The sequence below is a fragment of the Leptospira broomii serovar Hurstbridge str. 5399 genome (genome assembly GCF_000243715.2).
GTDB classification, from domain to species: domain Bacteria; phylum Spirochaetota; class Leptospiria; order Leptospirales; family Leptospiraceae; genus Leptospira_B; species Leptospira_B broomii.
In genome coordinates, this window is the sequence record NZ_AHMO02000008.1 from 1,709,578 (window position 1) to 1,735,758 (window position 26,181).

General features: G+C 43.5%; 28 protein-coding genes. 17 read left to right on the plus strand and 11 right to left on the minus strand.

What is annotated here, in order from left to right:
- Nucleotides 1–287: 287 nt before the first annotated feature.
- Nucleotides 288–458: a hypothetical protein gene (locus LEP1GSC050_RS20990; RefSeq protein ID WP_020987311.1), complete on the plus strand. Its 171-nt coding sequence runs from the start codon at nt 288–290 to the stop codon at nt 456–458.
- 143 nt (nt 459–601) lie between these two features.
- Here the strand turns inward: LEP1GSC050_RS20990 and LEP1GSC050_RS13595 are convergent, their stop codons facing one another.
- Nucleotides 602–1,471 carry an LA_0442/LA_0875 N-terminal domain-containing protein gene (locus LEP1GSC050_RS13595; RefSeq protein ID WP_010571752.1) on the minus strand — a complete coding sequence of 290 codons (870 nt, stop codon included), beginning with the start codon at nt 1,469–1,471 and terminating at the stop codon, nt 602–604.
- 90 nt (nt 1,472–1,561) lie between these two features.
- Here LEP1GSC050_RS13595 and LEP1GSC050_RS13600 point away from each other — a divergent pair, with 90 nt between their 5' ends.
- Together LEP1GSC050_RS13600 and LEP1GSC050_RS13605 are read left to right on the plus strand one after the other, a co-directional pair.
- Nucleotides 1,562–2,116, plus strand: coding sequence for an RNA polymerase sigma factor (locus LEP1GSC050_RS13600; protein ID WP_040911707.1), 555 nt, complete (start codon nt 1,562–1,564; stop codon nt 2,114–2,116).
- A 162-nt stretch (nt 2,117–2,278) separates the two neighbouring features.
- Nucleotides 2,279–3,331, plus strand: a complete 1,053-nt coding sequence (locus LEP1GSC050_RS13605; protein WP_010571754.1) for a FecR domain-containing protein — start codon at nt 2,279–2,281, stop codon at nt 3,329–3,331.
- 133 nt (nt 3,332–3,464) lie between these two features.
- On the opposite strand, the gene LEP1GSC050_RS13610 is transcribed toward LEP1GSC050_RS13605, so the two are convergent.
- Nucleotides 3,465–3,911, minus strand: a complete 447-nt coding sequence (locus LEP1GSC050_RS13610; RefSeq protein ID WP_020987627.1) for a DoxX family protein — start codon at nt 3,909–3,911, stop codon at nt 3,465–3,467.
- Here LEP1GSC050_RS13610 and LEP1GSC050_RS20875 point away from each other — a divergent pair.
- From LEP1GSC050_RS20875 to LEP1GSC050_RS13620, 4 genes are all read left to right on the plus strand, one after another.
- Nucleotides 3,899–4,069 (plus strand): hypothetical protein, encoded by a 171-nt coding sequence (locus LEP1GSC050_RS20875; protein WP_020987413.1) that lies wholly within the window; start codon nt 3,899–3,901, stop codon nt 4,067–4,069. The genes LEP1GSC050_RS13610 and LEP1GSC050_RS20875 overlap by 13 nt on opposite strands.
- Complete coding sequence (locus LEP1GSC050_RS20995; protein ID WP_010571756.1) at nt 4,062–4,229, plus strand: hypothetical protein; 168 nt, start codon at nt 4,062–4,064, stop codon at nt 4,227–4,229. Before LEP1GSC050_RS20875 ends, LEP1GSC050_RS20995 begins: the two co-directional genes overlap by 8 nt.
- Nucleotides 4,230–4,304: 75 nt before the next feature.
- A complete protein-coding gene (locus LEP1GSC050_RS13615) occupies nt 4,305–6,248 on the plus strand; it encodes an ABC-F family ATP-binding cassette domain-containing protein (RefSeq protein ID WP_010571757.1) in 1,944 nt (647 codons plus the stop codon).
- Between the two features lie 27 nt (nt 6,249–6,275).
- Nucleotides 6,276–6,611: a rhodanese-like domain-containing protein gene (locus LEP1GSC050_RS13620; RefSeq protein WP_010571758.1), complete on the plus strand. Its 336-nt coding sequence runs from the start codon at nt 6,276–6,278 to the stop codon at nt 6,609–6,611.
- Between the two features lie 70 nt (nt 6,612–6,681).
- Here the strand turns inward: LEP1GSC050_RS13620 and LEP1GSC050_RS13625 are convergent, their stop codons facing one another.
- Complete coding sequence (locus LEP1GSC050_RS13625) at nt 6,682–7,602, minus strand: alpha/beta fold hydrolase (protein WP_010571759.1); 921 nt, start codon at nt 7,600–7,602, stop codon at nt 6,682–6,684.
- Between the two features lie 86 nt (nt 7,603–7,688).
- A complete protein-coding gene (locus LEP1GSC050_RS13630) occupies nt 7,689–8,306 on the minus strand; it encodes a TetR/AcrR family transcriptional regulator (protein WP_010571760.1) in 618 nt (205 codons plus the stop codon).
- A gap of 158 nt (nt 8,307–8,464) precedes the next feature.
- Between LEP1GSC050_RS13630 and LEP1GSC050_RS13635 the strand changes: the two genes are divergently transcribed.
- The gene (locus tag LEP1GSC050_RS13635) at nt 8,465–9,235 is read left to right on the plus strand and encodes an acetoacetate decarboxylase (protein ID WP_010571761.1); all 771 of its coding nucleotides are present in this window, start codon (nt 8,465–8,467) and stop codon (nt 9,233–9,235) included.
- 41 nt (nt 9,236–9,276) lie between these two features.
- A complete protein-coding gene (locus LEP1GSC050_RS13640; RefSeq protein WP_010571762.1) occupies nt 9,277–10,458 on the plus strand; it encodes an acetyl-CoA C-acetyltransferase in 1,182 nt (393 codons plus the stop codon).
- Nucleotides 10,459–10,592: 134 nt separating this feature from the next.
- Here LEP1GSC050_RS13640 and LEP1GSC050_RS13645 read toward each other — a convergent pair whose 3' ends face one another.
- The 5 genes from LEP1GSC050_RS13645 to LEP1GSC050_RS13665 all read right to left on the minus strand — a co-directional run bounded on the left by LEP1GSC050_RS13645 (nt 10,593) and on the right by LEP1GSC050_RS13665 (nt 16,748).
- Nucleotides 10,593–11,609 carry an LLM class flavin-dependent oxidoreductase gene (locus tag LEP1GSC050_RS13645; RefSeq protein ID WP_010571763.1) on the minus strand — a complete coding sequence of 339 codons (1,017 nt, stop codon included), beginning with the start codon at nt 11,607–11,609 and terminating at the stop codon, nt 10,593–10,595.
- On the minus strand, nt 11,609–12,403 hold the full coding sequence (locus tag LEP1GSC050_RS13650; RefSeq protein WP_010571764.1) for an SDR family NAD(P)-dependent oxidoreductase: 795 nt from the start codon (nt 12,401–12,403) through the stop codon (nt 11,609–11,611). Before LEP1GSC050_RS13650 ends, LEP1GSC050_RS13645 begins: the two co-directional genes overlap by 1 nt.
- Nucleotides 12,404–12,641: 238 nt before the next feature.
- Entirely contained in the window at nt 12,642–13,910 is a 1,269-nt protein-coding gene (locus LEP1GSC050_RS13655) for an amidohydrolase family protein (RefSeq protein WP_020987613.1), read from the minus strand.
- Between the two features lie 16 nt (nt 13,911–13,926).
- Nucleotides 13,927–16,062: a tetratricopeptide repeat protein gene (locus LEP1GSC050_RS13660; protein WP_010571765.1), complete on the minus strand. Its 2,136-nt coding sequence runs from the start codon at nt 16,060–16,062 to the stop codon at nt 13,927–13,929.
- 101 nt (nt 16,063–16,163) lie between these two features.
- Nucleotides 16,164–16,748 carry an LIC_10572 family protein gene (locus LEP1GSC050_RS13665; RefSeq protein ID WP_010571766.1) on the minus strand — a complete coding sequence of 195 codons (585 nt, stop codon included), beginning with the start codon at nt 16,746–16,748 and terminating at the stop codon, nt 16,164–16,166.
- A 225-nt stretch (nt 16,749–16,973) separates the two neighbouring features.
- Here LEP1GSC050_RS13665 and LEP1GSC050_RS13675 point away from each other — a divergent pair, with 225 nt between their 5' ends.
- The 3 genes from LEP1GSC050_RS13675 to LEP1GSC050_RS13685 are packed head-to-tail and all read left to right on the plus strand — an operon-like array spanning nt 16,974 to nt 18,984.
- Entirely contained in the window at nt 16,974–18,263 is a 1,290-nt protein-coding gene (locus LEP1GSC050_RS13675) for a homoserine dehydrogenase (RefSeq protein ID WP_010571768.1), read from the plus strand.
- A 3-nt stretch (nt 18,264–18,266) separates the two neighbouring features.
- Nucleotides 18,267–18,596 (plus strand): hypothetical protein, encoded by a 330-nt coding sequence (locus LEP1GSC050_RS13680; protein ID WP_010571769.1) that lies wholly within the window; start codon nt 18,267–18,269, stop codon nt 18,594–18,596.
- 16 nt (nt 18,597–18,612) lie between these two features.
- The gene (locus tag LEP1GSC050_RS13685; RefSeq protein ID WP_039948703.1) at nt 18,613–18,984 is read left to right on the plus strand and encodes an STAS domain-containing protein; all 372 of its coding nucleotides are present in this window, start codon (nt 18,613–18,615) and stop codon (nt 18,982–18,984) included.
- 21 nt (nt 18,985–19,005) lie between these two features.
- Here LEP1GSC050_RS13685 and LEP1GSC050_RS13690 read toward each other — a convergent pair whose 3' ends face one another.
- The gene (locus LEP1GSC050_RS13690; RefSeq protein WP_020987203.1) at nt 19,006–19,587 is read right to left on the minus strand and encodes a hypothetical protein; all 582 of its coding nucleotides are present in this window, start codon (nt 19,585–19,587) and stop codon (nt 19,006–19,008) included.
- A gap of 153 nt (nt 19,588–19,740) precedes the next feature.
- Nucleotides 19,741–21,426 (minus strand): GTPase HflX, encoded by a 1,686-nt coding sequence (gene hflX / locus LEP1GSC050_RS13695; RefSeq protein ID WP_010571772.1) that lies wholly within the window; start codon nt 21,424–21,426, stop codon nt 19,741–19,743.
- A 304-nt stretch (nt 21,427–21,730) separates the two neighbouring features.
- On the opposite strand from hflX, the gene LEP1GSC050_RS13700 reads away from it, so the two are divergent.
- The 5 genes from LEP1GSC050_RS13700 to LEP1GSC050_RS13720 all read left to right on the plus strand — a co-directional run bounded on the left by LEP1GSC050_RS13700 (nt 21,731) and on the right by LEP1GSC050_RS13720 (nt 26,180).
- The gene (locus LEP1GSC050_RS13700) at nt 21,731–23,095 is read left to right on the plus strand and encodes a HEAT repeat domain-containing protein (protein ID WP_010571773.1); all 1,365 of its coding nucleotides are present in this window, start codon (nt 21,731–21,733) and stop codon (nt 23,093–23,095) included.
- Nucleotides 23,096–23,100: 5 nt separating this feature from the next.
- Nucleotides 23,101–23,880 (plus strand): inositol monophosphatase family protein, encoded by a 780-nt coding sequence (locus LEP1GSC050_RS13705; protein WP_010571774.1) that lies wholly within the window; start codon nt 23,101–23,103, stop codon nt 23,878–23,880.
- 88 nt (nt 23,881–23,968) lie between these two features.
- Nucleotides 23,969–24,670: an MgtC/SapB family protein gene (locus tag LEP1GSC050_RS13710; RefSeq protein WP_010571775.1), complete on the plus strand. Its 702-nt coding sequence runs from the start codon at nt 23,969–23,971 to the stop codon at nt 24,668–24,670.
- Between the two features lie 150 nt (nt 24,671–24,820).
- Nucleotides 24,821–25,033 (plus strand): hypothetical protein, encoded by a 213-nt coding sequence (locus LEP1GSC050_RS13715; protein WP_010571776.1) that lies wholly within the window; start codon nt 24,821–24,823, stop codon nt 25,031–25,033.
- Nucleotides 25,034–25,256: 223 nt separating this feature from the next.
- Nucleotides 25,257–26,180: a hypothetical protein gene (locus LEP1GSC050_RS13720; RefSeq protein ID WP_010571777.1), complete on the plus strand. Its 924-nt coding sequence runs from the start codon at nt 25,257–25,259 to the stop codon at nt 26,178–26,180.
- Nucleotide 26,181 lies beyond the last annotated feature (1 nt).

Here is a 26,181-nt window from a genome sequence, read left to right on the forward strand (position 1 = left end):
AATTGCATTACAATAATCATGAATCTATAATTCGCCAATATTCTCCCTCTGTAAGTTTATGTTAGGCGGGAGCATATAATCTTAAAACGTGCTTGGCCGATAGATCGGGTAATCGTCGATAAAAGTTAGGTCGAAAAAACGGAAATTATTTTAATAATCCAATTATTTGCAACAAGATAGCATTGACGCGGTAAGGCTTGAGCTAGTATCGGATATGGATTTTTTATTAGTTCTATTCTTGGGCGTATGCTCGTTCTATTGAAGGTATTCAAAAGGAGGTTTTATTTATGAAAAGTTTTTATTTTATTTTCAGTCTTTGGGTTTTGTGGCTCTATTCTTATCGGGAATATGTAACGTTAGGAACCTATAAGTCTTTCGAAGAATGTGCATCGGCAAAAAGTTCCGATCAGTCGGGGATTATGCTTTGGAAAACGGAATGTAAGGAGTCAAAGAAATAGTAAAGGGCTGATCTTTTCCTGACAGTCATCGTAAGAAAACGGTGGAGTCAATCCTAAGTGGGTTTTGGAATTGAAACGTTTCAAGTAGATGCGTTCTCTTTAAATTAGGAAAATTTATTTCGGTAAAAATTCCTGTCTTCGATTCAGAATTTCCAGGAGTAAGCCAGTTCAGTATTCCAACCTAATGCATTTCCACCCGGCGCAAAAGTACGATAGGAGGGGCTCACGCTGAAGCGAATTCCTTCCGGGTTCGGATCGCCGGCTAATAGCTTCTCTTTTTGAACTCCTAAATAATAGGAATACAGAATCTGCAGTCCGTAAACGACCCCGAACGCGAGGAGGGCATCGTTTGAAAGCGTACTCGCGCTTTGGTAATGTTTAAATGCGCCGCCTGAATACGCCGAGCCTACTAAAACTCGGATCAGCGTTGCCGAAGGCGGATTCAAGCTCGGATCATTTTGCGAAATGACTAAATATTCATATACTTTGTTTTGATAGGCGGCTTTGGCCGAATGAAACTCGCCATTCGTTTTTGTGCTATAATAAGCGAGACCGATTACCGCTGCGAATGTGGCCACCCCTTGCCATTTCTTATCCGCTTTCCATAAACCCCATCCAGGAACGACCGCCGAGCTTAACGGATAATTCCAGCGAGGTTTTTGCCACCATCTCTGTTTTCCCGGTTGAATCGGTTCTTCCTTGACCTGCGCCTGTTCCACGGTTTTAGGAATTTCTACCTTCTTAGGTTCTTGTTTAGGTTCGTCTTTTAAACGAAGTTCTTGTATCTCCGTTTTAGGGATAGTGAGAACTTTGCCCCCCACCTCCATCTGCACATCCGTACGCGTTTGGTTTACCACTTTTCCTTGGAGAACTTTCCCGTTTTTCAGCGTTAAAGTGGCGCCGAAGATCGCGCTAGACGATAGAAAGATAAGGAAGAATATAATAATCCGACTTAGGAGCATAAAGGGAGCGGTATTACCTGGAAATAATCCTTCCGATAGGTTAAAATTCATCGATTCGAGATTTTCTTGGCAATATCTTTCTTCAAGAAAAAACCTAATTTACTTGAAAAAACGGAACCAGGAAAAAACTTTCATTCTACCGTGTCGGATACCTTGTTTTTCGAAAAATTATACAATAAGAATAAGGATCATTTGTTCTCCTTTATTCGGCGTTCGGTGAGGGATGAGTCGACGGCCTTAGACCTGTTGCAAGACACGTTTTTGAACTTCTTTAAACATTATTCCGGTAAGGTTCTCCCTGAAGAACAGATCGCGCGGATGATTCTTTTTAGAATTGCCCGAAATTTAATGATTAACCATAGCAAATCTTACTACCAAAAGAACGTTTCTTTGGTTGGAGAAGAGGTAGGGACGGTTTTCGGCTCAAAAACCCAAGGCCCGGAAGGCCAGGTTTTGGATGATATGGCTGCCCAGGATCTGGCAAGTATGTTTTCCATTCTTTTCGAGATTTTGCCTGAAGATCAGAAAACTGCGTTAGACCTCCGTTATTCACAAGGATGTAAGCTGGAAGAAATCGCTCAGGTCCTGGAACTTTCTGTATCCGGCGTTTCCCGGCTGCTGGAAAGAGCTGAAAAAGCGATTTTGCAAGAAGGAAAACGGAGGGGATTTCAACCGGAATCCTTCTTAAAAAATTGAGTAATTGTCTTTTTAGATTTTCGAACAAGTGATTAATTTCGTCAGAAAAGAGTATGATCGCAAAAAAACGAGCAACGAAATTAGCTCCAGCTTGTTGGTCCAACTGAAAGCGGGAGAAACGCTCGAAGAGCGGGAACCTGAAGAAAGAAACGGAGAAAGAGGATGAATGGGATGACACCTGAATTCGAACCCTATGCTGAGTTCCTCAAAAGAACTCGTGCCGTTTCTAAACTCCCCGACTTCGATCCTTCGTGGATTGGAAAGTCTCCCCGCTTTGAAGTGGAGGCAGTCGTTGTGGAAACCTCAAATAAGAGTAATTTAGTAGAACTTCCCAAATCAAGTCGTCGCGTCTTTTTGATCGCAGCGGCAGCAGTTCTCTTAGTTGGTATTGGTATAGGCGGATATTTCAAATTTTCCAAATCACAATCACCGGTCGTAGAAGGAGCAATCCTGAAAGCCGCAGTGGTGTTTGTAAAAGGCGATGCGAAAGTTGTTCGCGATGTGGAAGCCCCGATTCATCTGGGCGATATTTTGACCGAAGGTGATCGAATCGTTACTGGTTCCGGAGGGTCTGTCGATATCGGACTCACTGATTCTAGTATCATTCGCCTTAAAGAAAAATCGACTTTATTGTTAAAAGGAATGCGCGAGACTGATGCTTCTCAAGTTAAACTTTCTCTTTTATCGGGTAGAATTTTAAGCCTGGTGGAGAAAGAAAAGAAGAATGCAAACTTTATAGTCGACACCCCGACTGTCGTAGCAGCCGTTCGTGGTACGTCGTTTGAAGTAGATGCAAATTCCGAAGAATCTTCCGTGTATGTTGCGGATGGAGCCGTCGAAGTTACGCCGTTAATCAACGATGAAGCACAGAAAGTCTTGAACGTCGGCGGGTTAGTGGTTGTCACGGTTCAAAAAGCCACCTATTATGAAGACACGGATCGCAGTAAGAAAGTTCTTCCGGAATACACTGAAATGCGTAAGAACCTAAGCGCATTAGACAAAGAAGTTATGGAGACTACAAGAAATCTCAAGTCCGCTAAGACCGAAGCGGAACTGAGCCAAATGTATGATAAAAATATCGAGCAAATCATTTTGAAAGATGGACGTGAACTCCGCGGAGTGGTCGTTTCTCAGAAAAAAGGTAAGCTGATTATCCAAACCCTAAAAGGATCTTACATACTAGACGAAGCCGTGGTTGAAACGATTCGATACTAATATAGATTTTTTCTCCGTCCTTTAGCGGATTAAAACCCGGATGTGGAAACGCTTCCGGGTTTTTTTGTATTAGCGGCTTTTTACCGTTTGAAATGAATTTTGTATAAAAGGCTAGATCGCTTTCAAAAAACGTTCATAGTAGCTGATGCGCAATGGGTCTGTCGATGGAATAAGAGCCTCCGCCGGTTATGACTAAGGAAAGCGCCATCGAAACTGCGAGAATATGATACTCGAATCCCTCGCCCCCTTTATCTCCGAACCAGTTCATAAAAAAACCGTGATCTATATGAGTTAATCCGGCAACGCTCAATGTTACAGCGATTCCAAGTGCCCAAAGGCGAGTGAGAAAACCCACGGAAATGCAGATCGAACCGGTAAATTCGAATACGATCGCTAGCACGCCTATGAAATAAGGAAAACCCAGAGTATTCGCAAAATAATCCATTGCCACTTCGAAGCCGGAACCTTCAAACCAGCCTACGGCCTTTTGCGCTCCATGAGGGAAGATGCAGATGGCAAGACCCATTCTTATTAATAAAGGGCCGATTCCGGGTTTAGTAGCGAAGAATGAGTAAAGCATATTCCAGGGAGTATCGGGGTGACGGCAAAGGGATTCTACCAATTTTTACGGGAGACAACCGAATCCAAGGTGGATTGTTCAAAGTAAAAGAGGTTGTCGAAGCGGCCTATTCTGAAAATTTTGGTATTACGAACGCATCGGAAGGTACCTATGTCTGAAGAGACTACCGAAAAAAAGAACAAAAAGATCAACAAGATGTCCGTTCAAGAGCTTGACCAAGCTCTTAAGGACGCCGTCGAGAAGATGAATGGGGAAACGAGCAAGTACGTACAACATCTTAAAGCGAGAAAAGAAGAATTACTCGCTAAAAAGAAGTAAGCACTACTAGTCTTGAACCTAAAGGCTTCCGTCTAAAAGACGGAAGCCTTCTCCTCCCCGCCGTAAATAAGAACCATGCTACAGTTTATAGATATCAAGCACAGGTTCGGTAGTTCTACCCTCTTTGATAAATTTTCCTGGCATATTAAACCCGGTTCCAAGGTCGCTCTGGTCGGACCGAACGGTTCCGGAAAATCCACACTATTCCGCATGGCGGAAGGCGATCTTATTCCCGAAGAAGGAATCGTAAGCAGGTCCAAGCATACCGAAATTTCCCTCTTCCAGCAGATTCCGGATTTCGATTTCGAAGTTTCCGTCATTGAAACGGCGTTAAAGCGTCATAAACATTATAACGAATATATAATCCGTTCCCGAGATATTCATTCGCGTATGGACGCAACAGATCATGACTCTCCTGAATTTAATAATCTATTAGAAGAGCAAAGCTCTCTGGAAGAATACGCATTTACGTATGGGGTTCATGAGTTGGAAGCGAGGGCTCGCAAAATCATCGGCGGGCTAGGCTTTTCTAACGAACAAATGGAACGTAAGGTGCGAGAGTTCTCTCCCGGCTATCAGCATAGACTTGGATTAGCAATCGCAATTCTGAATCCCGGAAACCTTCTCCTTTTGGACGAGCCGACAAACCATTTGGATCATGCGTCTAAAGAATGGCTGGCAGAATATCTTAGAAGCACGAGTCGATCGTTTGTTCTGGTCACCCACGATCCTGAATTTTTGAACGCTACCACTGATACGATCGCGGAGTTAAATCCTTCGGGTGTGCTCGAATTTAAAGGGACCTTGGAAGATTACTTCGAGCATAAAAACGAACTTCTAGAAAAGCTCCGTGTGCAATTTCAAAAAGAAGAAGCTTATCTAAAAAAAAGGACGGAATGGGTCGAAAGGTTCCGTGCGAAAGCTACTAAAGCAAGGGCAGTTCAAAGCGTTATTAAGAAGCTTGAAAAAAGAGAGAGGGTGGAAGCTCCCGAAGATTCCTTTTGGAATTCGAAAACTGATTATACTTTCAATTATATTCCTTGCGGCAATATGGCATTTCGAGTAGAGGATGCGGATTTTTCCTACGACGGCAAAAAGCCCGATATCTTCGAGGGAGCCGAGCTACACGTATCGACCGGGGATAAGATAGCGGTTATCGGACCGAATGGCGCCGGCAAATCCACTTTTTTGAGATGCATATTAGGGATTCATAAATTATCCAAAGGCGTTATAACCTTCGGCCCAAAGACCAAAATCGGATATTTTTCCCAAAATCATCATGAGGATTTGGATCCGAATAAATCGCTTTTGGAAACCGTCCTTTCCGTTTATCCGGATATGTCCGAAGTTGAGGCAAGAAGTCTATTGGGGTATTTTTCTTTTTCGGACGATCGGGTATATAAGAAGGTCGGTTTACTTTCCGGAGGTGAACAGAGTCGGTTGAGATTGGCCTTGCTAGTAAAGTTCGGATCTAATTGTCTGTTTTTGGACGAACCTACGAACCATTTGGATTTAGTTGTCAGAGATAACCTGAAGCGAGCTCTGCAGGCATATCCAGGTGCGGTACTCGTAATATCGCACGACCCCGAATTTTTAAAAGATCTCTGTAATCGCACGATATCCGTTTCGGGCGGTAAAATTCGAGATTTGAATACTAGCTTTGCGGATTATCTCAGATTTCCACCTGAGGATTTGCAGTCGGAAGGCGGGGTAAACAAACCCCAAGAACCTTCGCAATCGAACGAATCGAAGGATAAAACTCGCTCGCAGAGAAACGCGGATAAAAATCGAGTTAAAAAAATTCAGAAAGAAATCGAACAAATCGAATCGAAAATAGCTTTATTAGAAAAAAATAAATCTAATTCCGAGGAACTATTAGCAGATCCTCAATTTTATAAAAATCGTAGTTACCAATTGGAATTAGACACTTATAATCAAACTAAACTTGAAATCGGTCGTTTAACCGAACAATGGGAAAGTTTGCAGTTGGAATTGGAAGAGCTTTCCGCAATCGTATAATCTTTTTCGAATTTAGGAGCAAATGCAATGAGTCCAAAAGAGCTGAAAACAAGACTGGATGCCCGCAAATCGGGAAACGATGATTTTTATCTCTTGGATGTGCGTAATCCGAACGAACAGGAAATATGCCTGATAGAAGGAACGGATTTATTGATTCCAGTAACCGATCTTCCGGCTCATGTAGCGGAGCTAGAGCCGTGGAAGCAATCCGGGAAAGATATCATTGTGTATTGCCGATCGGGCGGACGGTCCGGAAGTGCCTGCGTATTTTTGAAATCGGCAGGGTATGCAAAGGTTTTTAATCTGGAAGGCGGGATTCTTAGATATTCCGATGATGTCGATTCTTCCTTAGCTAAGTATTAATCTAAGAACTGCGTTTTCCTGGTAACCCGATTCGAAACGCATCTCTACCGAGAAAAGTGTAATTTATTTCTTACTTTGAAAGAAAGTTTATCATTGCCGGAAAAACGATTTCCGGACGCTCGATATGCGGAAGATGGCCCGACTTAGATACCAGCAAGAACACGGGTTTTATTAATTCTTTCACGTAGGAACCGGTGGCAAGGGGAGTCGTTCGATCATCTTCTCCCCAAATTAGCAATACAGGTTTTTTCGTAACGGCCAAACGTTCATAAACAGGTTTTGGATCGATAGAAAGAAGATTCCTAAGCGTGGATAAGATTGCGGAGCCGAAACCTCTGAATTTCATTTGTTCCTGGTACTTCTTTTTCCAACCTTCCGGAATTTTTTCGGGGTTAAGAAAATCCCCGGTTAAACGTTCAGGTAGGGCAGGGATGAAAACAGAGGCAGATACGTATTCCCCGACTCCGCGGAGGTTTAAGGGAAAAATTTTCGCCTTTTCAGAGAAAGGATCGATGAGCACGACTTTCCTGACGCGTTCGGAATTTTTACTCACGAAACTCGCGCAAATGGGTCCTCCCATAGAAAGGCCGATTATATCGAAGGGCCCGGAAATCTTTAATGCGGATAGAAGTTCCTCTAACTGGGTTTGAAAAAGTTGAATATCGTAGATTGTATTGGGTCGATCCGAGTAGCCTCTCCCGTATAAGTCGAATCGAAGAACCTTGTAACCGGCCCGCTCTAACGCGTCCGTCGTTGAGTCCCAAATAAAATACGGTGTCGAAAATCCATGAACTAAAACCACTAATTTACCGTTTTCAGGACCGGAAATCCGATAATGTGTGAGCCCTTTAGAGAGACGCACGAACTTTCCTTCTACCTTACTTCTGATTTCGGAATTTAATTCTTCGGTTTCAACGGATCTAAGATACGGAGCTGAAGCAAGCGCCAGCAGCAATAGGACGGAAGCGAATAGAAATACTTTCTTTTTCATTTAAGTTATTTTTCGGAACGGAAATTCTAGGATCTAAAAATAAGATCCAAAAGAATTTTATAATCGTCAAATTTTTTCGGAACGAATTAAATCTCGTCGCCCAAAAGAATTTTGCGGAAGAATAAAAATCCTTCATCTAAAGGATCACCCATACCGCGCTTCTTAAGCATGCCGGTCATATCTAAAACGATAATCCCATACATCCAGGAATACATTGTTCGAGCGAGTGAGGGATATTCTTCTTCAGTGATAATAAATTCACCCGAACGACAACCCTCTCGGATCGTTTCGAGAAATACCCGATAGCTCGTGGGTAATTTCGGGAATGCTTTACGATGCATGTGACCGTGAACGGTATTGAACATCACTTTGTGAAGCTCTTGGTTATTTCCGGAAAATTCATAGTAAGTGCGAGCGATTCGAGTTAATTTTTCGTACGCGTTTTTACCGTGTAATTTCGCTTCTCTCAAAGTCTCCGTAAGTTGAGCTTCACCCTGGGAGATTAAGATTTTAATGATATCCTGCTGGCTTTTAAAATGTGAGTAAGGACTCGCAACGCTGCAATCTAACTTCTCAGCGATTCTTCGCATGGACAATCCGTCGATTCCATCTTCGGTAAGAATTTCCATCGCAGCTTGTACGATGGTCTGCTTATTAAGGCTGTTTCTGGTGCGCCGTTTCGGGCGAGTAGCTACTAGTGTCATGGACTGCCTTCCGGACAGAGTCTAGAGGGCAATTGTCCTCCGATAATGTTCTGTCCTATTCCAGTTATCCTGAAAATGGGCAGAACATTCAAGAGTTTCCTTTCCAAATTCGGGGTTTTTCGGAGGATGGGTTCATAAAAAAAAAACGGATTAACCGGATGAAAATAAAGGAAAAAAGCCCAGCAAAACCTAAAAAGAAGGCATCCGAAACTTCTTCTGCACGCTCAAAAGGCGGCAATGTGGCTACCCAAGTCAAAAAGGCAGTAGTTACCGCCTCGTTGACTAAAAAACATTTTCCGGCGCCATGGCATCTAAATGGAGAAGGATTTATCTTTCCGCTATTTGCGAATCAATCCTATAACTTAGATAGGGGCTTTTTCGACGAGGAAGATCGCAAAAATTACCGCGGCGGTCTGGGCTCACTTATGCTCGTAAATTACAAATCTTCGGACGTAGGACCTTATTATGAGATTCTTTATATCCCGGGTAATTTTGAATATAAAGATCGAAAGTATAAGCGAATCACGCGGATTTTCGTATCAAGTCAGGACGCCGTGGACGAAGGGATTCGCAATTGGGCAATTCCGAAAGAACGTGCGGATTTCCTTTGGCAAAAGGAAGGATCTATTACGAAAATTGAAATTACTCGAAATGGAAAAATTTTTTTGAGAGCGATGATTAAGACTTTGGGGTTTAATTTTCCGGTGAGCGCCTCACCGTTCGATATTTCTTTCTTACAAAAAACGAGCGACGGTGAATATCTGGAAACTGCCTTTACCGGAAGGGGAAATGGTAAACTCGCTCGATTGGAAAGTTTTTGGGCGGATGATAACCTATTTCCGAACTTTTTAAACGGGGGCGGATTCAAGACAGGATTGGGAATCGATCCGTTTAATCTGGATTTTCCCGTTGCGAATAAACTAAGTTAAAGAATTATAAAAATATAATATTTATTAGAGGAACGAAGTAAATGGAAGAAGCGGTTATTTTAGACGGGATAAGGACGCCTTTCGGTAATTTTGGCGGGACCTTAAAGGATATCAGTGCAGTGGACTTGGGAGTTCATGTATCAAAGACTCTTTTAGAAAGAACTAAAATAAATCCGGAAGACATCACTGAATCGATTTTCGGAAATGTTATACCGACCGGAAAAGAAGCCATCTATCTGGCGAGGCATATCGGATTAAAAACCGGTCTACCTCTTAGCGTTCCTGCTCTTACTCTAAATCGGCTTTGCGGTTCCGGAATGGAGGCGATTATTCAAGCGGCTAAGAAGATTTACTTAGGTGACGCAGAGGCGGTCCTCGCCGGCGGTTCCGAATCTATGAGTAACGCACCTTACGTCGTTCGTAATGCCCGCTGGGGAGTGAGGTACGGTTCCTCCGAATTCGAAGACAGTCTCGAACAGGGGCTTACGGATCAGTATGTCGGATTGATTATGGGAGCCACTGCGGAAAATCTTGCAGATCAATACAAGATCAGTCGTAAGGAGCAAGACGATTGGGCGGGAATTTCCCAGGCGAGGGCAGAGAAGGCGACGTCGGAAGGTCGACTGAAGGAAGAGATTGTCTCCGTTACCGTCGGCGGGAAGAAGCCGATTACCTTGGAAAAGGATGAATTCATTAAAGGCGTCGCTTCGATCGAGAAACTTGGCGGTCTAAAGCCCGCATTCAGGGAGGGTGGAACCGTTACTGCCGGAAACGCCTCTGGTTTAAACGACGGCGCCGCCGCGACGATCGTTACATCAGCTTCCTATGCTAAGCGAATTGGCAAGAAACCGTTGGCTATAATTCGCGGGTATGGTCATGCCGGTTGTGATCCCGCTAAAATGGGTATCGGACCTGCTATTGCAATTCCTGCCGCACTAAAAAAAGCGGGATTAAAGCTTTCGGATATGAGTTTAGTCGAGGTAAACGAGGCCTTTGCTGCGCAATACCTAGCCGTGCAAAAAGAACTGGGATTGAATCCCGATATTACGAATGTCAACGGTGGTGCGGTCGCTATCGGTCACCCATTGGGAGCAAGCGGGGCTCGAGTTACGATTACTCTTGCTTACGAGTTGAGACGTCGCAAAGCTAAATACGGCGTAGCATCTCTATGTATCGGTGGCGGTCAAGGAATTGCCCTAGTGATAGAAAATCCCGAGGTTTAATCCGGAAACCTGTCGTAAGTAGGGAAGAGAACGAGCCGATCCAAATTGACGGATTCTTAATTGGATCGGCGGTTTGATTCCTTTTTTAAAATTTCACTCGGGAATAAGAATAATTTCTCAATCTTGATCGGAATTTATTTTTTGGGAAATTCTTCTAATTCGAATGCAGCCGCTAAGAGTTCATAGGATCGTAAGCGGTCGCTGAAATCATGGGTAATCGTAGTGACTACAATTTCGTCGACTTGGTATTCTTTCGCTAACTGCAAGAGCTTTACTTTAACTTGATCCGGTGTTCCGGTTACCATTCTCCCCCGGTTGTAGGCAATACGATATTCCTCGGCATCCGTATATCGTTGTGATTTTATTTCATCGTAAGAAACGATTCCTTCACTGATTCCTTTCTCGATATTGAGTAGCTGCCGATCCATAACTGCACGAAGTTCGTTCGCTTTTTCTTCGGTATCCGCGCAAAGTACGAAAACTCCCACGCTTCCTTGCGGATTCTTTAGAGCTTCCGATTGCTGAAATTTTTCTCGATAGGCATGCATCGCCTGCGGCCCTCCGTTCGGATTAATGAAATGGGCAAAGGACAATGCCATTCCAAAATGAGCCGCTAAAAGTCCGCTTTCCCCGCTGGATGTTAAAATCCATAGCTCGGGCACGGTTTCTACGATCGGGATCGCCCTCACTTTCGCCTGTATAGAGTCGGGCTCTGCTGTATCGGTAAGGAAATGCTTCAGATCAATAAGTTGTTGTACGAAATCGTTTTGGACAAAACTGTTTCCAGGATTCAGAATAGCAGCAGTTAGTCTGTCTCCGCCGGGCGCTCGTCCTACACCCAAATCGATTCTACCTGGAAAAAGGGTTTCCAACATTCTAAAATTTTCCGCGACTTTAAGAGAACTATGATTCGGAAGCATGACTCCTCCTGAACCGACCCGAATTCTATTCGTTTCGCCCGCTATATGCGCGATTAATACTTCCGGGCTTGAACCGGCCAATCCCAGTATATTATGATGTTCTGATACCCAAAAACGATGATAACCTAAACGGTCCACGAATTGTATCAGTTCGACCGTTTCGCGAACTGCTTGCTTTGCGGTGCTACCCTTTCGAATCGGCGATTGATCTAAGACGCTCAACTTAAGCATTAAAATGCCGACTTCACGACTCCACCATCCACTCGTAATGCGGCACCGTTCGTTCCGGAGGAAAGAGGACTTGCTAAATATGTTACTAAATTTGCAACTTCTTCGACGGAGGCAAAGCGCTGGATTAGAGACGTAGGTCTTGCCGATTGGAAAAATTGTTTTTCAACCGCTTCGACGGTCGATTTTTGTCGTTTAGCAAGGTCTTGTAAAAAACCTTCAACCCCTTCGGATCGAGTCGGGCCGGGCAGCACCGAGTTAACCGTAACATTGCTACCCTTTGTGAGCTCCGCAAGTCCGCGGCTTAACGAGATCTGTGCGCTTTTAGTCACACCATAATGAATCATTTCTTCAGGAATTTGCAAACCTGATTCGCTCGAGATAAATAGGATCCGTCCCCAATTTTTCTTTAACATCTTCGGAAGATAATAACGGGAAAGTCGAACTCCGCTCATGACATTGACTTCAAAGAAACGAAACCAATCCTCGTCAGGGATATCGACAAAATCCTTAGGTTCGAAAATACCCACGTTATTAACGAGGATATCGATATTCGGGACCTTATTTTGAAGGGTTTTTATCTCTTCAGGTTTGGAAAAATCCGCTTCGATTCCTTCTACTTTTGCATTCGGCAGAATTTTCCTTATCGATACCAGCGCTTCGTCCACACGCTTCTTTGTTCTGCCGTTTATGAAGACGGTTGCACCTTCGTTTAACAATTGCGTAGCGATCGCCAATCCGATTCCGGCAGTTGATCCGGTTACTAATGCTATTTTTTCCTTTAAGTGCGTTTCCATTTATTCGATTTGCTCCAAAGCAAGCTATGATGTTTAGACATGATTTAAAACTCGGATTACGAATTCGGCAGCGGATTACGAAACAGTTTTTCGGAGTAAACCGACCAAGGAATATCGATTCGTATTTTCTTAAATGCGTAAATTAGGATTATAAAGCCCCGGATTTTAGTCTGATTCAGAATCCTCGGAATAATCTTTGTCGACTGCCAAGGATCGGAAAAGAAATGTTCGAATCTATCTATTTTACTCTGAGCCCTCGATGGATAACCGCGAGAATGCTTCCTGGAAACGTGACATTTTCGAAAGGAGACCATCCGCTTTTGCTTTTGATATCCTCTTTTCGGAAGGTCGTCGGTTTATGAAAATTAAGGACGGTAAAACTCGCGCAATATCCTGGCTCCAATTTTCCAAAACCCTTGCCGTATTCTTTAGGTAGAAATTCGTTCACAAATTCTCCGGGATTCTCCGAACAAATTTCTGCGATTTTTTCCAGCGAAATTTTTCCGTCACGATGAAGCCAGGTAACAAAGAGTGCATAGGTATCTAGTTGGGAGATTCCGGAGGTTCCCCTTTTTTTTTCTTCTATCGAATGGGGAGCATGGTCGGTAGCTAGATAATCGATCCAACCGTCTCGAATACCTTGAAGAAGCATGGTTTTATCGCCAGGTCCGCGTAATGGAGGATTCATTTGAAACCAATGTCGGTTTTCATCCGTAAGCATCGTTCGATCGAAATATAGATGAGTCGGAGTTACTTCACAAGTTACCGAAACCCCTCTTCTCTTAGCATTGATTATTCTTTGTAATCCGTCGCCAGTGGAATAATGACAGAGCTTACCTTTAAGTTTATATTTTTCGATTAAATAAAGAGCGAAATCGGTGGCCAAAGTCTCGGCTTCCGGCGGCCTCCGATCCTCATGCAGGAGTTCACTTTGATTTTTTTCCAAAACCTCCGGATCTTCGCAATGGAAGCTAACATTTTGTCCTTCATAATGCCTTATCGTATCTTCCAACTGTTCGTTGGAATGAAAGAATAATTCTCCTACGGACGGGCCCATAAATGCTTTATAAGGAACATGTAATGTTAAAGGTTTTGTTTTTGGCCCGATCCCGGCATAGAGGGTGATCCGTATCGGAGATCGATTGGCTAATTCTTGCTTTCTCAGATAGATTACATCGTTAACGGGAGGGACCGGATTATTGGGCATATCTGCAATATGTACTACGCCTCCGTTGATTGCGGCCAATCCTGCGGAATGAAAATCCTCTTTGTAAATATGCTTTTTCGTCTCGTCTTCTCGAGCATGAACATGAATATCTCCGAATCCGGAAAAGATCACGGACTCCTGAGGATCGAAGGATAAATCTCCTTCTTCCGGCGCTTGAAGCAGAGAACCCTGATGAATTGCTGAGATGAGTCCGGTATTCGGATCCATTTCCAAAACGGCCTCAAAGGAACCGTTTGAAGTTTGAAATCTGCCTGATATTCTGCGAATGAATCCTTTCATTAAATCCAGATTGGATTCAGCTCCCTTTTTTTTCTATCGCATTCATCAGTTTTGTAAGAGTGGGAGAAACTCCTTCGTCCGTTTGAATTTCCACGGCTATGTCCTGCGCTTCGGCTAAGCGTCCTTCTAAGAAATATAATTCGGCAAGATGAAGTCGATTTTGAGAATGTCTCGGATTCTCCGTGCGCACTTTCTCCGCCAAGCGGATAGCCTCCTTTCGATTTCCGAGTTTCTTTAAACAATAGGAAGTTAAAAAAATAACTTCGGAGTCATTCGTTCCCAAAGCACGGATCGCTTCCGCAGCCAAATAAGCCCGTTGATAATCCTTTGCTTTCAAAGCGGCTTTCAAAATAAGTTTGGATCGGTTCGGATCCGAAGATGGTAAATTCTCTAGCTCGGAAAGAATCTGTCCCAATTCTTTAGGCGAACGGGCTAGTTTAATTCTTTGTAAAGTATCTTTCCAAGAGCCGACTTTAACGGTGGGGTGATGATCGGAGACTCCGACGCCATTCGCGGGCATGGAACGAATCGATTGAATCATTCGATTGAATTGGTCCGCCAGACTTCCGATCTCGTCCCAGGCTTCCGCACGAAGTTCACGTTCTAGATCGCCTTCAGTCGCGAGTTCCAATCCGGAATATAATCTTTCCAAAGGATGAAATATGATGAACGAGAGAAAGGCATGGATTCCGATTCCGAATAAAAAAAGACAGAGTAGAAAGGCCAGCAGGGGCTTGGCCAAAAGTTTTGTTTCGAACGCGAGGTAATCCTTATACGGGATTCCTGTTTCTTTAGCCTGAGTTTTTCCGGGAGATTTTTGAATTAAGGAATAATAATATTTTTCCTCCGTTCCGGGAATTTTTCGGAATCTAGGCTCTCCGTCGGGAATAAGTTCCCGCGATTGATCTAGTATCAATTCTCTTAACGATTCGCCTTCTGCCGGGGAATTTTTTACGACCCCAGAAAGAACTTTTAAGTAAAGGGCAAGAGATTCGTTTCTTCCGTCAGGGTTCAGTATCGCAAGCGCTTCCCCTTTGAGTTCTTTTTCGGGAAGGTTTTTGATTTTTTTTCGGATCTTCTCCAAATCTTTCGAAAGTCCGATTAATTTTTCGGAATACTCCTGATTCCCGATCCATTTTTTTCCCGCTTCTGAATAAGCCGGAAATTCCTGCGCGAGTAGTTGCGGATTTTCCCAAATGAAAGAAAGGATCAAATCCCGTTTCGTTTCCCCGAATAAGGACGGGTCCAATCCCCCTGTAACTCCGGAGCTAAAGTCGCTCGCATCCTGCACCGTAAATGTGTAGGATTTAGGAGAAAGGTCTTCGGCTTTTTGTCGTTCGCTTACCGTTTCTCTAAGCGAATCCAGCCCCGGTTGTAGAAATAGCCAGCTGCTTCCCTGAAAAACGAAGAGGAGGAGCAATACGATTCCTAATAATAACGGGTTTCGAACGCTGAACGCTTCTCCGGACGCTCTTAAATGAACGAGCCAAGCGATGAATAAGGCGGTAAGAAAAAGCGGATTCCAGAAAGATAAGGCCATCGCACGATCGATCGGTACGGCTATCTCTTTCGTATGAAAGAGCAATGTGGTTCCGAACAAGAGAAGAAACGGAACCCATAAAGAGACGGCCATTAATTTTATATCAGCTCTCGGTGCTTGAAAAGCTCGAACCCCGCCTAAAATCAGTGCTGCTCCCAGATACGAGGATAAGACCCATGCTAAAACTCTTTCATCGCCGACTCGAATTACGTCAAAAACGTTTCCGGAGAAATCATAATTAGGAGGGTAGGGAACCGTTCGCAATACGTGCAAAATTAAAGAACCCAAAGCTAAGAGAAAGCCTCCGGTCAACAAACTTCTCCCTACTTTATGGGAGCTTTGAGGATTTAAGAAGTAGAAGTACGCGATAAGATGCGTACAGGCTAAAATCGAACTTGGAATGGAAATCCAGCGATGTAAAAAGGAAATGGGATAAAAGAAGGAAGTCCCCATCAAAAAAGCGAGTTGCATTAGGGCGAAGTATAGAAACGCCCAACCCAAATGGACTGTGGATTCCAATTTTTCTTTAGGTGATAGTAAAAAAAACGCGCAAAGTCCCGAGACGATAAATCCCGTGAGATAGCATACACTAGCGAAGGTGAGGACCGTCATTCCATTCTCCCGGATATGTTCCGATCCCCCGAACGATTGCCGGTCCGATCGGAGGAGTTTGTCGTCCCGATGTTAGGATTCCACCTAAACCAAGGAAAGTCTTATTTCACGCAAATTGCGGCGAATTTTGCGGTGGTCGGGCTTGAATTCGATTCGCCAGAATTTAGATTCACGATTTGGAAATTGCCTTTGTCTCCCTCCGGAGTAGTGGACCAAAAGTATCCTAACGATTTTAGTTTTTTGTCCGCTCGTTTGGAGAATGTCCTTAGTTCTTCTTTATCCGGGAGCCGCTTTCTTCTTCCGGAACAGTATTCGACTGCTTCTTCCCAAGTGGCCGGTTGTCCTGCTACATCATCCCAACCGTGCTTACCGTATACCGGAGTTTTATCCAGATACTCCATTAGTATGAAGTAACCGAAGAAAAGAATAAGCGAAATAGCTAAAAATCCGGTCAGCTTCACTAAGAAAGACGAGCGGCGGGGTTCCTTTGCCGAGGGTAATTCTTTCATCGTTTGGCTGATTTTATTTGCGACTGTTTGTTGCTGGCGGTTGCTGGGCTTTCCTTGATCCGGTCTGCGTTTCGTCTGATTGCCGGTTTGGTGCCCCCTATTTCCGCCTGGTTTATGGGGAGAATCCTGTTTTTTTTGGTGAGAGGATTTACGTGGAGGCTTGCGACGATTCGCCATTGAGGAGGTATCCTTTATCTTTCGAGTTTCAGGCGTTCCTTCGAGTAATAGGTTGTCGAAGAGGAGTCGCCGCTTCCGACGGGTTCCGAAAGCCGCCGTAAAAAAGAATCTCTACCACGAGGACCGCATTTCGTAAAGAAAAAACCTCTCTCCTATTCGGAAAGGCTCCAAACCGTTTCGGAAAAAGGTCGAACGAATCCTTATAAACGAAAGGATTGTCCAAGAATGGAAACGATTCATATCGGCATGATCGGTGCCGGAACTGTAGGCTCTGGTGTTTTAAAGATTCTTCGGGAGGAAACTCATAAAATCGAAAAGGATTTCGGATTATCGATCGTACTTCATTCGGTATGTACTCGAACGCCCGGTAAGGTCCTTCCGATTCTTAAGGAATTTCCGAATACGATTCTCACCGACGATATTTCAAAGGTCGCCGGAAATCCTGAAATTGATATTATTCTCGAATTAATCGGAGGGACGACCACGTCGGAAGAGATAGTCGTTCGATCCTTACAAGCCAAACAAACCGTCATTACCGCGAACAAGGCTTTGCTTTCCGAAAAAGGGGATTCATTATTTAAAATTGCGGAAGAAAATCATTCGGAAATAGGTTACGAGGCCGCCGTCGGCGGTGCGATACCGGTCATTAGAGCGATTCGTAATTGTTTGGCCGGGGATAGATTTCTCGGACTATACGGAATCTTAAACGGCACGACTAATTTTATTCTTTCCAAAATGGAAAAGGAGAATTTGAACTACGCGGAAGCATTACGTTTGGCTCAAGAGAAAGGATTTGCCGAAGCGGATCCGTCCTTCGATGTGGAGGGAATCGATACTGCGCATAAAATCAGTATCTTAGGCTCTCTCGCATTCGGGGAGAAAATTCCTTTACAGAGCATAACGACCGAGGGGATAACAAAGATTACACGATTGGATATTCAGTTTGCTTCCGATCTAGGCTATAGAATTAAATTATTGGGTTTGGTTCGTAAGTTGGACGGTAAAATTGAAGCTCGCGTTCAGCCGGTCATGATCCCAGTTCAGCATGCCTTTGCAAGCGTGATGAACGAAACAAATGCAGTATATTATAAAACTGCGTATGCGGGATCGGGACTTTTAGTTGGAAAAGGGGCGGGGGCGCTTCCGACGGCATCGGCAGTGATGGCGGATTTGGTATACTATGCTTCTCGTCGTAAAAAAGGTCTAGCGCCGGAACGAAATCGGTTTCATCGAGCTACAATTTCCGAAGCAAATCAGACGGAAGCTAGATATTATTTACGATTTAATTCAGTTGATCAACCGGGCGTTTTGGCTGAAATTGCTAAAGTTCTCGGGACAAACGGAGTTTCTATATCCTCCGTACGTCAAAACGAATCCGATCGGGAACCCGCTGAAGTTGTGGTCATCACGCATCCTTGCGTCGAAGCTTCGATTTTGGCCTCTCTTGGAAGAATCGATTCGCTGGATGTGATTTTGGAGCCTTCGATTGCCATCCGATTGGAGGACAAATTGTAATTCATGGACGAATTCCCGTTCACTATTTCTCTTCACGGAGGTTACGGGGACGAACATTTAGATTTATTTTTGGATTTAGACGGAATTTCTCGTCTAATGACGTTCGGAGCACAAGTATCTTATTGGGAAAACTTGCGCCAAGGGGGGACGGTCACTTTTCGTAGGAAAGAAGACCACCGAAGAATTTACCTCGATTTCGAGGGAGAAGTCGACGGAAAGGGATGGATACGGATTCTAACTCAAGGGACTGCCCAGGTGGAATCAAAGCTGAAAAACATCAAGGGAAGCAAGGAAATCCAAGCCTCCCTTAAAGATGGTAAACTGCTGTTATAGCACGGATCAGGAAGAAATGGCAAGAACGGAATTCGAAGGGTTGTTTATAGAAACAAAACGTACTCCCGTAAAGGAGAGAGAAGTTCTCGTCGTGACGATGAACGGAAAGGTGACAAATTCAAACGCTTTTGAAATTTCGCGTAAGATCAACTTCGTTTTTGACGAGGGAGTTTTCGAAATTATTTTGGATCTCTCCGCTCTAGAATATATCAACAGCGTGGGTGTTGCGACTCTTCTCACGTTAATTAAAACGGTGGATCAGCATAACGGTAAAATCGTTATCGGCGGGCTGAATCACTTTTTAGAAAATGTAATTCGTTTAATGGAATTACCTAAAAAAGTAGCAATCTATCATACGTTGGAAGAAGCTAAAACAGCCTTTGCATAATCCGCAAGGGCTGCATGCTATTTACGGATTAACCGTCCGTTTTCTCCGAGTTTTTTCGTTTAACAGTTTCAAAAAATAAAATATACTAGCTACAACCATTACTCCACTTGCTGCGAACTTCGCCGTACGTAATAAATTTAACGGAAGAGTTAAGTTTCCCGCGGATTCCGGATAGGAGAATAGAATCTTGCAAATGACAAGATTCTCCAGCGTATCTAACGCAAGATACGTCATTGGAATGTACATCGTTTTTGGTGCGGAAATTTCGTTCGTTCTAATTTTATAAAGCAAGCCGATTAAAAAGCAAAAACTGATCGTAAGAGAAGTCGGCAATACCAGATCTCCGATTAATATCCTCTTATGAAACCGAATCCCCTTCTCGCCGTAGTGTTGAAGAAGATCGTTCGTCTCGGATTCGGACAGGATCGGCGAACGAGAATCGGTCAGGTTAGCACCTCCAGCCATATCCAAAATTCCGTATCCCCCGGTAGAATTGTAAAAAGCTGTGGAGATTCCGTTCATAAATATCATTATGAAGACGGTAGCAATGAACGCGATAAGCGTATTTCGTTTGGTCGATCGATCGTATAGAAATTGAAGCATTTTTTCCTCCGTTCTTTGTTTCTCAGAAAAACAAGACTTCGTCTGGAACTTAAGTTCCAGATGAGGAAAAAAATCATCACTCATTACGGGGAAAGATACAAAAATTCAATTCGGAAAGAAATCGGAAGCAAATTAAATAGGTGCAAGGCTCTTTTAAGGAATCGGAAGAGGTTCGTCCTCTCGTTCTTCTTCCTCGAATTGTTTATTAAATCCTTGAAGTAGCTTTTGTTCGCGCAATTTAGCCGCGGCTTCGGAATAGATGCGTTCTTCGATTCTACGCAAGAGAAGATCCAATCCGATTTTCTTAAATGCCGAAACGTACACGGTATCGATATCGGCTTCTCGTATCAGCTCAGTCCTGGCTTCTTCAGGTAAAATATCGATCTTATTATAGACTAGGATTCTGGGAATTTCCGCCAGTCCCAAATCTTCCAGGATGGATTCCACCGCTTCCATATGTAGATGATGCTCAGGATTCGATATATCCACGACATGTAGTAATAAATCCGAATCTCCCAACTCTTCCAACGTTGCCTTGAATGCATTGGACAGTTCCGGAGGAAGATCATGAATAAATCCTACGGTATCCGAAATAATGATCTCTCTTTCTTCCGGAAATCTAAGTCGTCTAGAAGTCGGATCCAAGGTCGCAAAAAGTTTATCTTCGGACAATACTTCCGAGTTCGTGAGCATGTTCAAAAGAGTGGATTTACCTGCGTTCGTATATCCGACGATTCCACAAACCGGGATCTCATTTTTCTTACGCCTGCGTCTCGCAATTTCCCTTCTTTTCTTTAGGGATTTTAATTCCTGCTCTAGCCGGGAAATTCTTTCTTCCACTCTACGTTTGCCGATTTCCAGTTTTGTTTCACCCGGACCTCTTCCTCCGATTCCTCCGGTAAGCCTCGACATATTGTCGTCAAGTTCCGTTAGTCGCCCCTTGAGATATTTTAATTGCGCCAATTCCACTTGAAGTTTACCGTCGCGGCTTTTGGCATTCCGAGCAAAAATATCCAAGATGAGTTGTGTTCGATCGATTACTTTTAAGTCCGCATAATCGGAAATTTTCTTAGCTTGGGAAGGAGTTAATTCTAAATCGAACACGAGTAGCTCGACTTGTTTTTGGATCGCTTTGAGAACGATTTCCTCCAACTTTCCTTTTCCTAAAACGGTTGCGGGATCGAGTCTGTTCTTTTTTTGGATGAAGGAATCGACTACGTGAACACCGGCAGTTCTACAGAGTTCCTTTAACTCTTCTATCGATTGACTCGGAGTTCGACCTCTTTGGTGTTCCGGATAAACGCCTACTAAGAATGCCCGGTTTTCTTTTTGTGCTCCTTTGAAATTATGCCTATACCGAGCCATTCGAGTTTCTATATCTAGAATCTCTTCGAGTATACCTTCCTCCAATTGGCCGGGATTCTTGCGCGGTAGTACCGTCCAAGGCTCGCCTTCCTCATCTTCGGGATTGACGTACGCGGAATAATACGCTTTAGGGAGGCCGCTTTCGGCCACGGTAATTGCGGTAATATAGTCTAGTCGAAGTAATGCTAAGTCCGTCAAATCTTCCTGGTTTAAAGACTCGTCTTTGAGGTGAGTATGCACGAGCCGTAAGCCTCGCAATCTCGCTTCCGACATCCGGATTCGATCCAACCATGGAATATCGATCGAGCTATCGGAGCCGACGATTACGTGGGTAACATAGCCTGTCCTATCGATTAATATCCCGACCTGACGGCCGATTTCGTGGGAAAGTTCGGTGAGAGTTCTTGAAACTTCCGGGGTGATGATTACATTTTCCCGGATTCTTCTTTCTGAAAGTTTCTTCAGACGTTGCACTTGATTGGATTTAAGTCCGGAAAGGTTACCGCTGAGCTTACTAATAAAAAGACTCCTTTTGTAGTAGATTAACAGCTTTCAAAACGTTCGTCAAGCAGTTCCAAATCTAACTATTCTACATTATTGGACTACAAATGGCCGACAAAAATCAGGTCGGTTTTTTAATGCAGGAAAGAAATTATTCTGTAAAAATATGGAACGCCGAGCGTACTTACGCATTAAGTGGAAAAAAAGGTCATTGCCGACTCGTGATCGGTCGAAAAAAAGAATAGAGGCTTGAGGAGGGGATTGTTTCCTGGAACCGATGTCCTCTTTTTTATTTAAAATGCAGACCCGCACTAATTCCCATATTTTCGTTCTTCTCCTGATCCTTGGATCGTTGGTTGTTCCAGGACTCGAATCAGACTTTGCCCAGAGTAATTCGAGTCAACCCCCTGCAAATTCCGATCCTTCCGCTCCTGGATCGCAAGAAGAAGGGCATGGCACGGATCCCGCTCAAAATCCTGACGATTCCTCAGCTCCTACAAATTCGGAATTTCCGCAAGATGCGAAAGAAATCAAAAAGTATAACGATCAGTTTAAGCGCGGGCTTCTTTCCGTTTTTCAAGCCGAAGCAAATCATAATATTACAAAGCTGAGTCGGTACGGATTGACCAATCCGATTCCCAGAGTAAGAGCTGCGGCGGCATTTGCATTGGGTCGATTAGGTTCGAAGAAAGGAGTAAAGACTCTGCACAAAATGATCGATCGTGACGGCGAGGCCGTTAGGCAGGCCGCCTATTTCGGCTTAGCCGATATAGGCGCTCGTGCCTCATTGGAATATTTTTACGCGGGCGCAAAATCCAGTGATAAGGAAATTCGAGTTTCGAGTTTTAGAGGAATGGGAAAAACGGCGGATCCGAGTGCAAGAGAAGTACTGCTTCGTAAAGGGATTACTTCCGACGATAAGGATATAGTCAAAGCTTCGATTCTCGGCTTGGGATATTATCAAGCGCCGGAAGACATTCGAATTTTTATAGATTATCTTAACTCTCCTGATGAGGAACTTCAGAAAGCTGCGGTCGAAGCCTTGGGTCGCCACAAAACGCGAACCTCGATGCATATCCTAGAAGACGCGTTTCGAGACAAGGGGAATCTTAGAGCGCAGATTCTGGATACTCTTACCTCTCAAAAAAATTCCTACGCAATTTTTGCTCTTTTACGAATTTTAAATAATTTTCCGGATTCCGAAGTAATCGCTAAGGAAATCGGTATTCGGTTATATAAGTTAAAAGCTTTCGGCAAGTTCATGACCGTTACCTCGGAGAAAGTACCTTTACTCAAAGAGCCTTTTGTGGGTTCTCCGACGCTTAGAGATCTAGACGGTGGGGAAGTAGGAAAAATCCTACAAAAAAGTCCGAAGCGTTATATACTGGATATCAACGGACAACGAATCGAAAATTTCTATTATAAAGTATTAGTAAATACTAAATTCAAAGACGCATTCACCGAGACGGCAACCGGCTGGGTATTCGGATCTTACATTAAAATCAGAAGTATTTCCCTTCCGAAATCTTCCAAAAAACATAAACGTCCTTCGATACTAGACGATGATCCGGCACCGAATCCGCAAAAGCAGCCGACACCGCCCGGAGAAGAAGGTGGAACTCCGACAACGGACGGTCCATGATCTGAATGTCGATTCGCTCCGATCTACTTCCTCTCTTTGAATCGATTAGCAGGGAAGCAGGAGAACAAATTCTAAAATATTTCGATGGAAAGTCGGAATATAGTTTAAAGGATCCTATGCAGGTGCTGACGGACGCAGACCTCGCTTCCCATGAAATTTTATTTGAATCGTTGCATAGAGAGTTTTCCGGAATTCCGATTATTTTAGAGGAACAGGAAAATTCGGAACCCTTACCGACTTCATATATAGTCTGCGACGAGCTTGACGGAACAACTCTGTTTTCCAGGGGGATGTCTGAGTTTAGCGTGATTATGGCTTATGTTGAAGCAGGAAAGCCGGTCGCAGGATGCATTTATTTTCCCGCAACGGGCTCGATCGTCCTTTCCGAAAGGGGAAAAGGTACGACGGTGGACGGCCGCAAGGTCTTTTTTTTCGGGGAGTCCGATTTATCCCGCAGTATTGTTTCTTTAGAAATTAATAATACTCTTGCCGATGAGGATTTTGTATGGATTGCGAATGTCGTAAAGAATTCCTTGGCGTCCAGATCTCTTGCAGCAACGGGTGCCGGGTTTCGAGAACTACTGCTCGGAAAGACGGATCTTTTTTTAAACTTTAACGGAGCAAAAGTCTGGGACTTTGCGGCTGGAGCAATCGCCGTAGAGGAAGCCGGCGGTATCCTATTGAGTAAGGAAGGCAGGCCTTTAGAATGGGATAAAATTAGAATGTCCGGGGTCATATGCAAGGACAGTGGTTTAATCTCTTCAGTCTTTAGATTAAAACCTTGAAGGAAGTTGAGAATTTTTCTTTTTGAATTTCATTAAAAGCTTTTAACCGGACTAGAATACTGTAAAAATTAAACGTCAGGGAGATGCAATGCAGGAATTTTTAAACTTACTCGATTCAAAGCAGATCGACGCATTTACCGTCACCATAAGAATTTTCTTGATTATTCTTTTTGCCGGTCTTATCGGTTGGAATCGGGAACAAAAAAATCACGGGGCAGGTTTTAGAACTCACATTTTGATCGGACTCGGATCGACCATTTTGATGCTCTTGTCGATCTTCGTCCCGACATACTATACCGGAGAAATGGCGGATCCGACTAGGATTGCCGCACAGGTCGTTTCGGGAGTAGGCTTTCTATGCGCGGGTGCGATCATTAAGTCCGGAATGAATATCAAGGGATTGAATACGGCGGCTTCTATTTGGGTTGTTTCTTCGATCGGACTTTTAGTAGGGGCGGGTTTATATTTTGCCTCCCTCTTAACGACCGGACTCACGCTGATGATACTTATAGCGTTCGATTTGGTCGAATCCAAATATTTCGGTAAATACGAATATAAAGTTTTGATTTTGGATTTAAAACAAAAGAAGTTTCATAGAAAAGGGTTTCGGGACCTGTTGGCAAAAAATAATCTTAAATTGGTTTCGGAATCTTTTATGCAGGATTTCCTTTCTAAAAGTGCGCAGATCAAGCTCACGATCGCAGTGCCGCATGGTTTTGACGTTTTGAATATCGTAGACGACGTGAAAGGGCTAGCGGACGTAACCAAAATCAGTATCGAAACCGCATAAATTCCCGATTATTTTTATCGAGGTAATGACGCATAACATCTAAGTTTTTGCGAAATTGAAATTTTTCAACGAACGAATAAAGTCTTTTTTACTTGCCAACCTCTTCCCCGTTGGATATGACTCTCACGTTTAATACAACAGGAGAAGGCTGTGAAAATTAAATTAATATTATTAGCCGTCGGAATTTCGTCGTGCCTGATTGGGATCGTGTCGATTTTTGCTCAACCGAGGGAAACCGCCGCGCAATGTTCAACATTAAAGGAAGAGCATAAAGTGCGCGAATGTATGGCCTGCATGGAAAGACCCATCAAACATATCTATCACCCTCATCTTCCCGATGGAGAACGTTGCAAACGTTTATAAGCTTAGATTGTTCCTGCCGGGTTCGAACGTGTTCGAACCCTTTTTTCTTCCCAAATATGTCCCGAAATCCTTATTTTTCTGCTCAAGACCGATCTAAGAATTTGCTATACGTATTCCCCATTTCGAGGAAATTTTGCCATCCATGTGGGAGATTTTCAAGGAACAAGGTTCCAAAATCTGTTAGAATTCGGAGTCGAATCGATCCAACAAGATCCATTTCAAGATGTCAGAAAAAAGAATTTCAATTCCACCGGATCTTGCCCAAGAACTCGTAAAGGCAATTCGTTTGCTCGCCTTATCGGGCAAAAAGAATTTCAAAAAATATTTATTTGAACCTCTGGTTTATGCCGGATGGGAAAGAGAAAAATCGGTCTCGGCTCTAGCTTCCAGTAGAATGATCGATAAAATTCAGGAAGATTCTCGTGATCCGGCATATCTCCATACCATTCCTCATCAATGCAAGAGATTGGTTTCACAGGCCTTGGCCGAAAATCTTTCGGCACTAGGAGACTCTTGTATTTTCTTTTTAGAGAAAATTCAAGATGATCCGAAAATCGCAATTTCAAGCGAGGCCCTAGAATTTATAGGTTTGCTAGAAAAACCTTTGAACGAATTTGCGCAGCTAACTAGAAATAATAACGAAAAATTGTTCGAGGATTCGATTCGTAATTTCTCCCAGGAGGAGTTGAAGTCCGCGTTTGAACCGGTCAAACTGGACGGTACTCGACAAAAAGTATACCTTGAAACGGAAATCCATACTTTATACCAGCAGATACTAGCGGCCACAAAAGCGAATAATCTTACGCGCTGTAAAAGATTGCTCTCCAGATATATAATCAATTATAGCGACTCGGAAGTTTACAGTCAGCCTGAAGTTGAAAATCTGCTGGCCGCTCTAGATAAACGAGAAAAGGGATTTAAACAAAATTTAATGGATTCAATTGCTATCGAACTCTATTATTCCATTACGAAAGGAATTTTAGAAGGAAATGCAAAGAAAGCGATACAAGGTATACGAAAATATGCGCACACGTTCGAAGGGGATCCGAATATAAAATATTATTACGAAATAGATACTCTAGAACGTAAATTATATTCCATTATTCAGACCAAGGATTTGATGAAGGATTTAAAGAAAGGTATCTAAA

Excerpts from the sequence above, each read along its gene's own strand:
- LEP1GSC050_RS20990 (WP_020987311.1), top strand. The coding sequence starts at position 288 with ATGAAAAGTTTTTATTTTATTTTCAGTCTTTGGGTTTTGTGGCTCTAT.
- LEP1GSC050_RS13595 (WP_010571752.1), bottom strand. The coding sequence starts at position 1,471 with ATGAATTTTAACCTATCGGAAGGATTATTTCCAGGTAATACCGCTCCC.
- LEP1GSC050_RS13605 (WP_010571754.1), top strand. The coding sequence starts at position 2,279 with ATGAATGGGATGACACCTGAATTCGAACCCTATGCTGAGTTCCTCAAA.
- LEP1GSC050_RS20875 (WP_020987413.1), top strand. The coding sequence starts at position 3,899 with ATGAGTAAAGCATATTCCAGGGAGTATCGGGGTGACGGCAAAGGGATT.
- LEP1GSC050_RS13610 (WP_020987627.1), bottom strand. The coding sequence starts at position 3,911 with ATGCTTTACTCATTCTTCGCTACTAAACCCGGAATCGGCCCTTTATTA.
- LEP1GSC050_RS20995 (WP_010571756.1), top strand. The coding sequence starts at position 4,062 with ATGTCTGAAGAGACTACCGAAAAAAAGAACAAAAAGATCAACAAGATG.
- LEP1GSC050_RS13615 (WP_010571757.1), top strand. The coding sequence starts at position 4,305 with ATGCTACAGTTTATAGATATCAAGCACAGGTTCGGTAGTTCTACCCTC.
- LEP1GSC050_RS13620 (WP_010571758.1), top strand. The coding sequence starts at position 6,276 with ATGAGTCCAAAAGAGCTGAAAACAAGACTGGATGCCCGCAAATCGGGA.
- LEP1GSC050_RS13625 (WP_010571759.1), bottom strand. The coding sequence starts at position 7,602 with ATGAAAAAGAAAGTATTTCTATTCGCTTCCGTCCTATTGCTGCTGGCG.
- LEP1GSC050_RS13630 (WP_010571760.1), bottom strand. The coding sequence starts at position 8,306 with ATGACACTAGTAGCTACTCGCCCGAAACGGCGCACCAGAAACAGCCTT.
- LEP1GSC050_RS13635 (WP_010571761.1), top strand. The coding sequence starts at position 8,465 with ATGAAAATAAAGGAAAAAAGCCCAGCAAAACCTAAAAAGAAGGCATCC.
- LEP1GSC050_RS13640 (WP_010571762.1), top strand. The coding sequence starts at position 9,277 with ATGGAAGAAGCGGTTATTTTAGACGGGATAAGGACGCCTTTCGGTAAT.
- LEP1GSC050_RS13645 (WP_010571763.1), bottom strand. The coding sequence starts at position 11,609 with ATGCTTAAGTTGAGCGTCTTAGATCAATCGCCGATTCGAAAGGGTAGC.
- LEP1GSC050_RS13650 (WP_010571764.1), bottom strand. The coding sequence starts at position 12,403 with ATGGAAACGCACTTAAAGGAAAAAATAGCATTAGTAACCGGATCAACT.
- LEP1GSC050_RS13655 (WP_020987613.1), bottom strand. The coding sequence starts at position 13,910 with ATGAAAGGATTCATTCGCAGAATATCAGGCAGATTTCAAACTTCAAAC.
- LEP1GSC050_RS13660 (WP_010571765.1), bottom strand. The coding sequence starts at position 16,062 with ATGACGGTCCTCACCTTCGCTAGTGTATGCTATCTCACGGGATTTATC.
- LEP1GSC050_RS13665 (WP_010571766.1), bottom strand. The coding sequence starts at position 16,748 with ATGGCGAATCGTCGCAAGCCTCCACGTAAATCCTCTCACCAAAAAAAA.
- LEP1GSC050_RS13675 (WP_010571768.1), top strand. The coding sequence starts at position 16,974 with ATGGAAACGATTCATATCGGCATGATCGGTGCCGGAACTGTAGGCTCT.
- LEP1GSC050_RS13680 (WP_010571769.1), top strand. The coding sequence starts at position 18,267 with ATGGACGAATTCCCGTTCACTATTTCTCTTCACGGAGGTTACGGGGAC.
- LEP1GSC050_RS13685 (WP_039948703.1), top strand. The coding sequence starts at position 18,613 with ATGGCAAGAACGGAATTCGAAGGGTTGTTTATAGAAACAAAACGTACT.
- LEP1GSC050_RS13690 (WP_020987203.1), bottom strand. The coding sequence starts at position 19,587 with ATGCTTCAATTTCTATACGATCGATCGACCAAACGAAATACGCTTATC.
- LEP1GSC050_RS13700 (WP_010571773.1), top strand. The coding sequence starts at position 21,731 with ATGTCCTCTTTTTTATTTAAAATGCAGACCCGCACTAATTCCCATATT.
- LEP1GSC050_RS13705 (WP_010571774.1), top strand. The coding sequence starts at position 23,101 with ATGTCGATTCGCTCCGATCTACTTCCTCTCTTTGAATCGATTAGCAGG.
- LEP1GSC050_RS13710 (WP_010571775.1), top strand. The coding sequence starts at position 23,969 with ATGCAGGAATTTTTAAACTTACTCGATTCAAAGCAGATCGACGCATTT.
- LEP1GSC050_RS13720 (WP_010571777.1), top strand. The coding sequence starts at position 25,257 with ATGTCAGAAAAAAGAATTTCAATTCCACCGGATCTTGCCCAAGAACTC.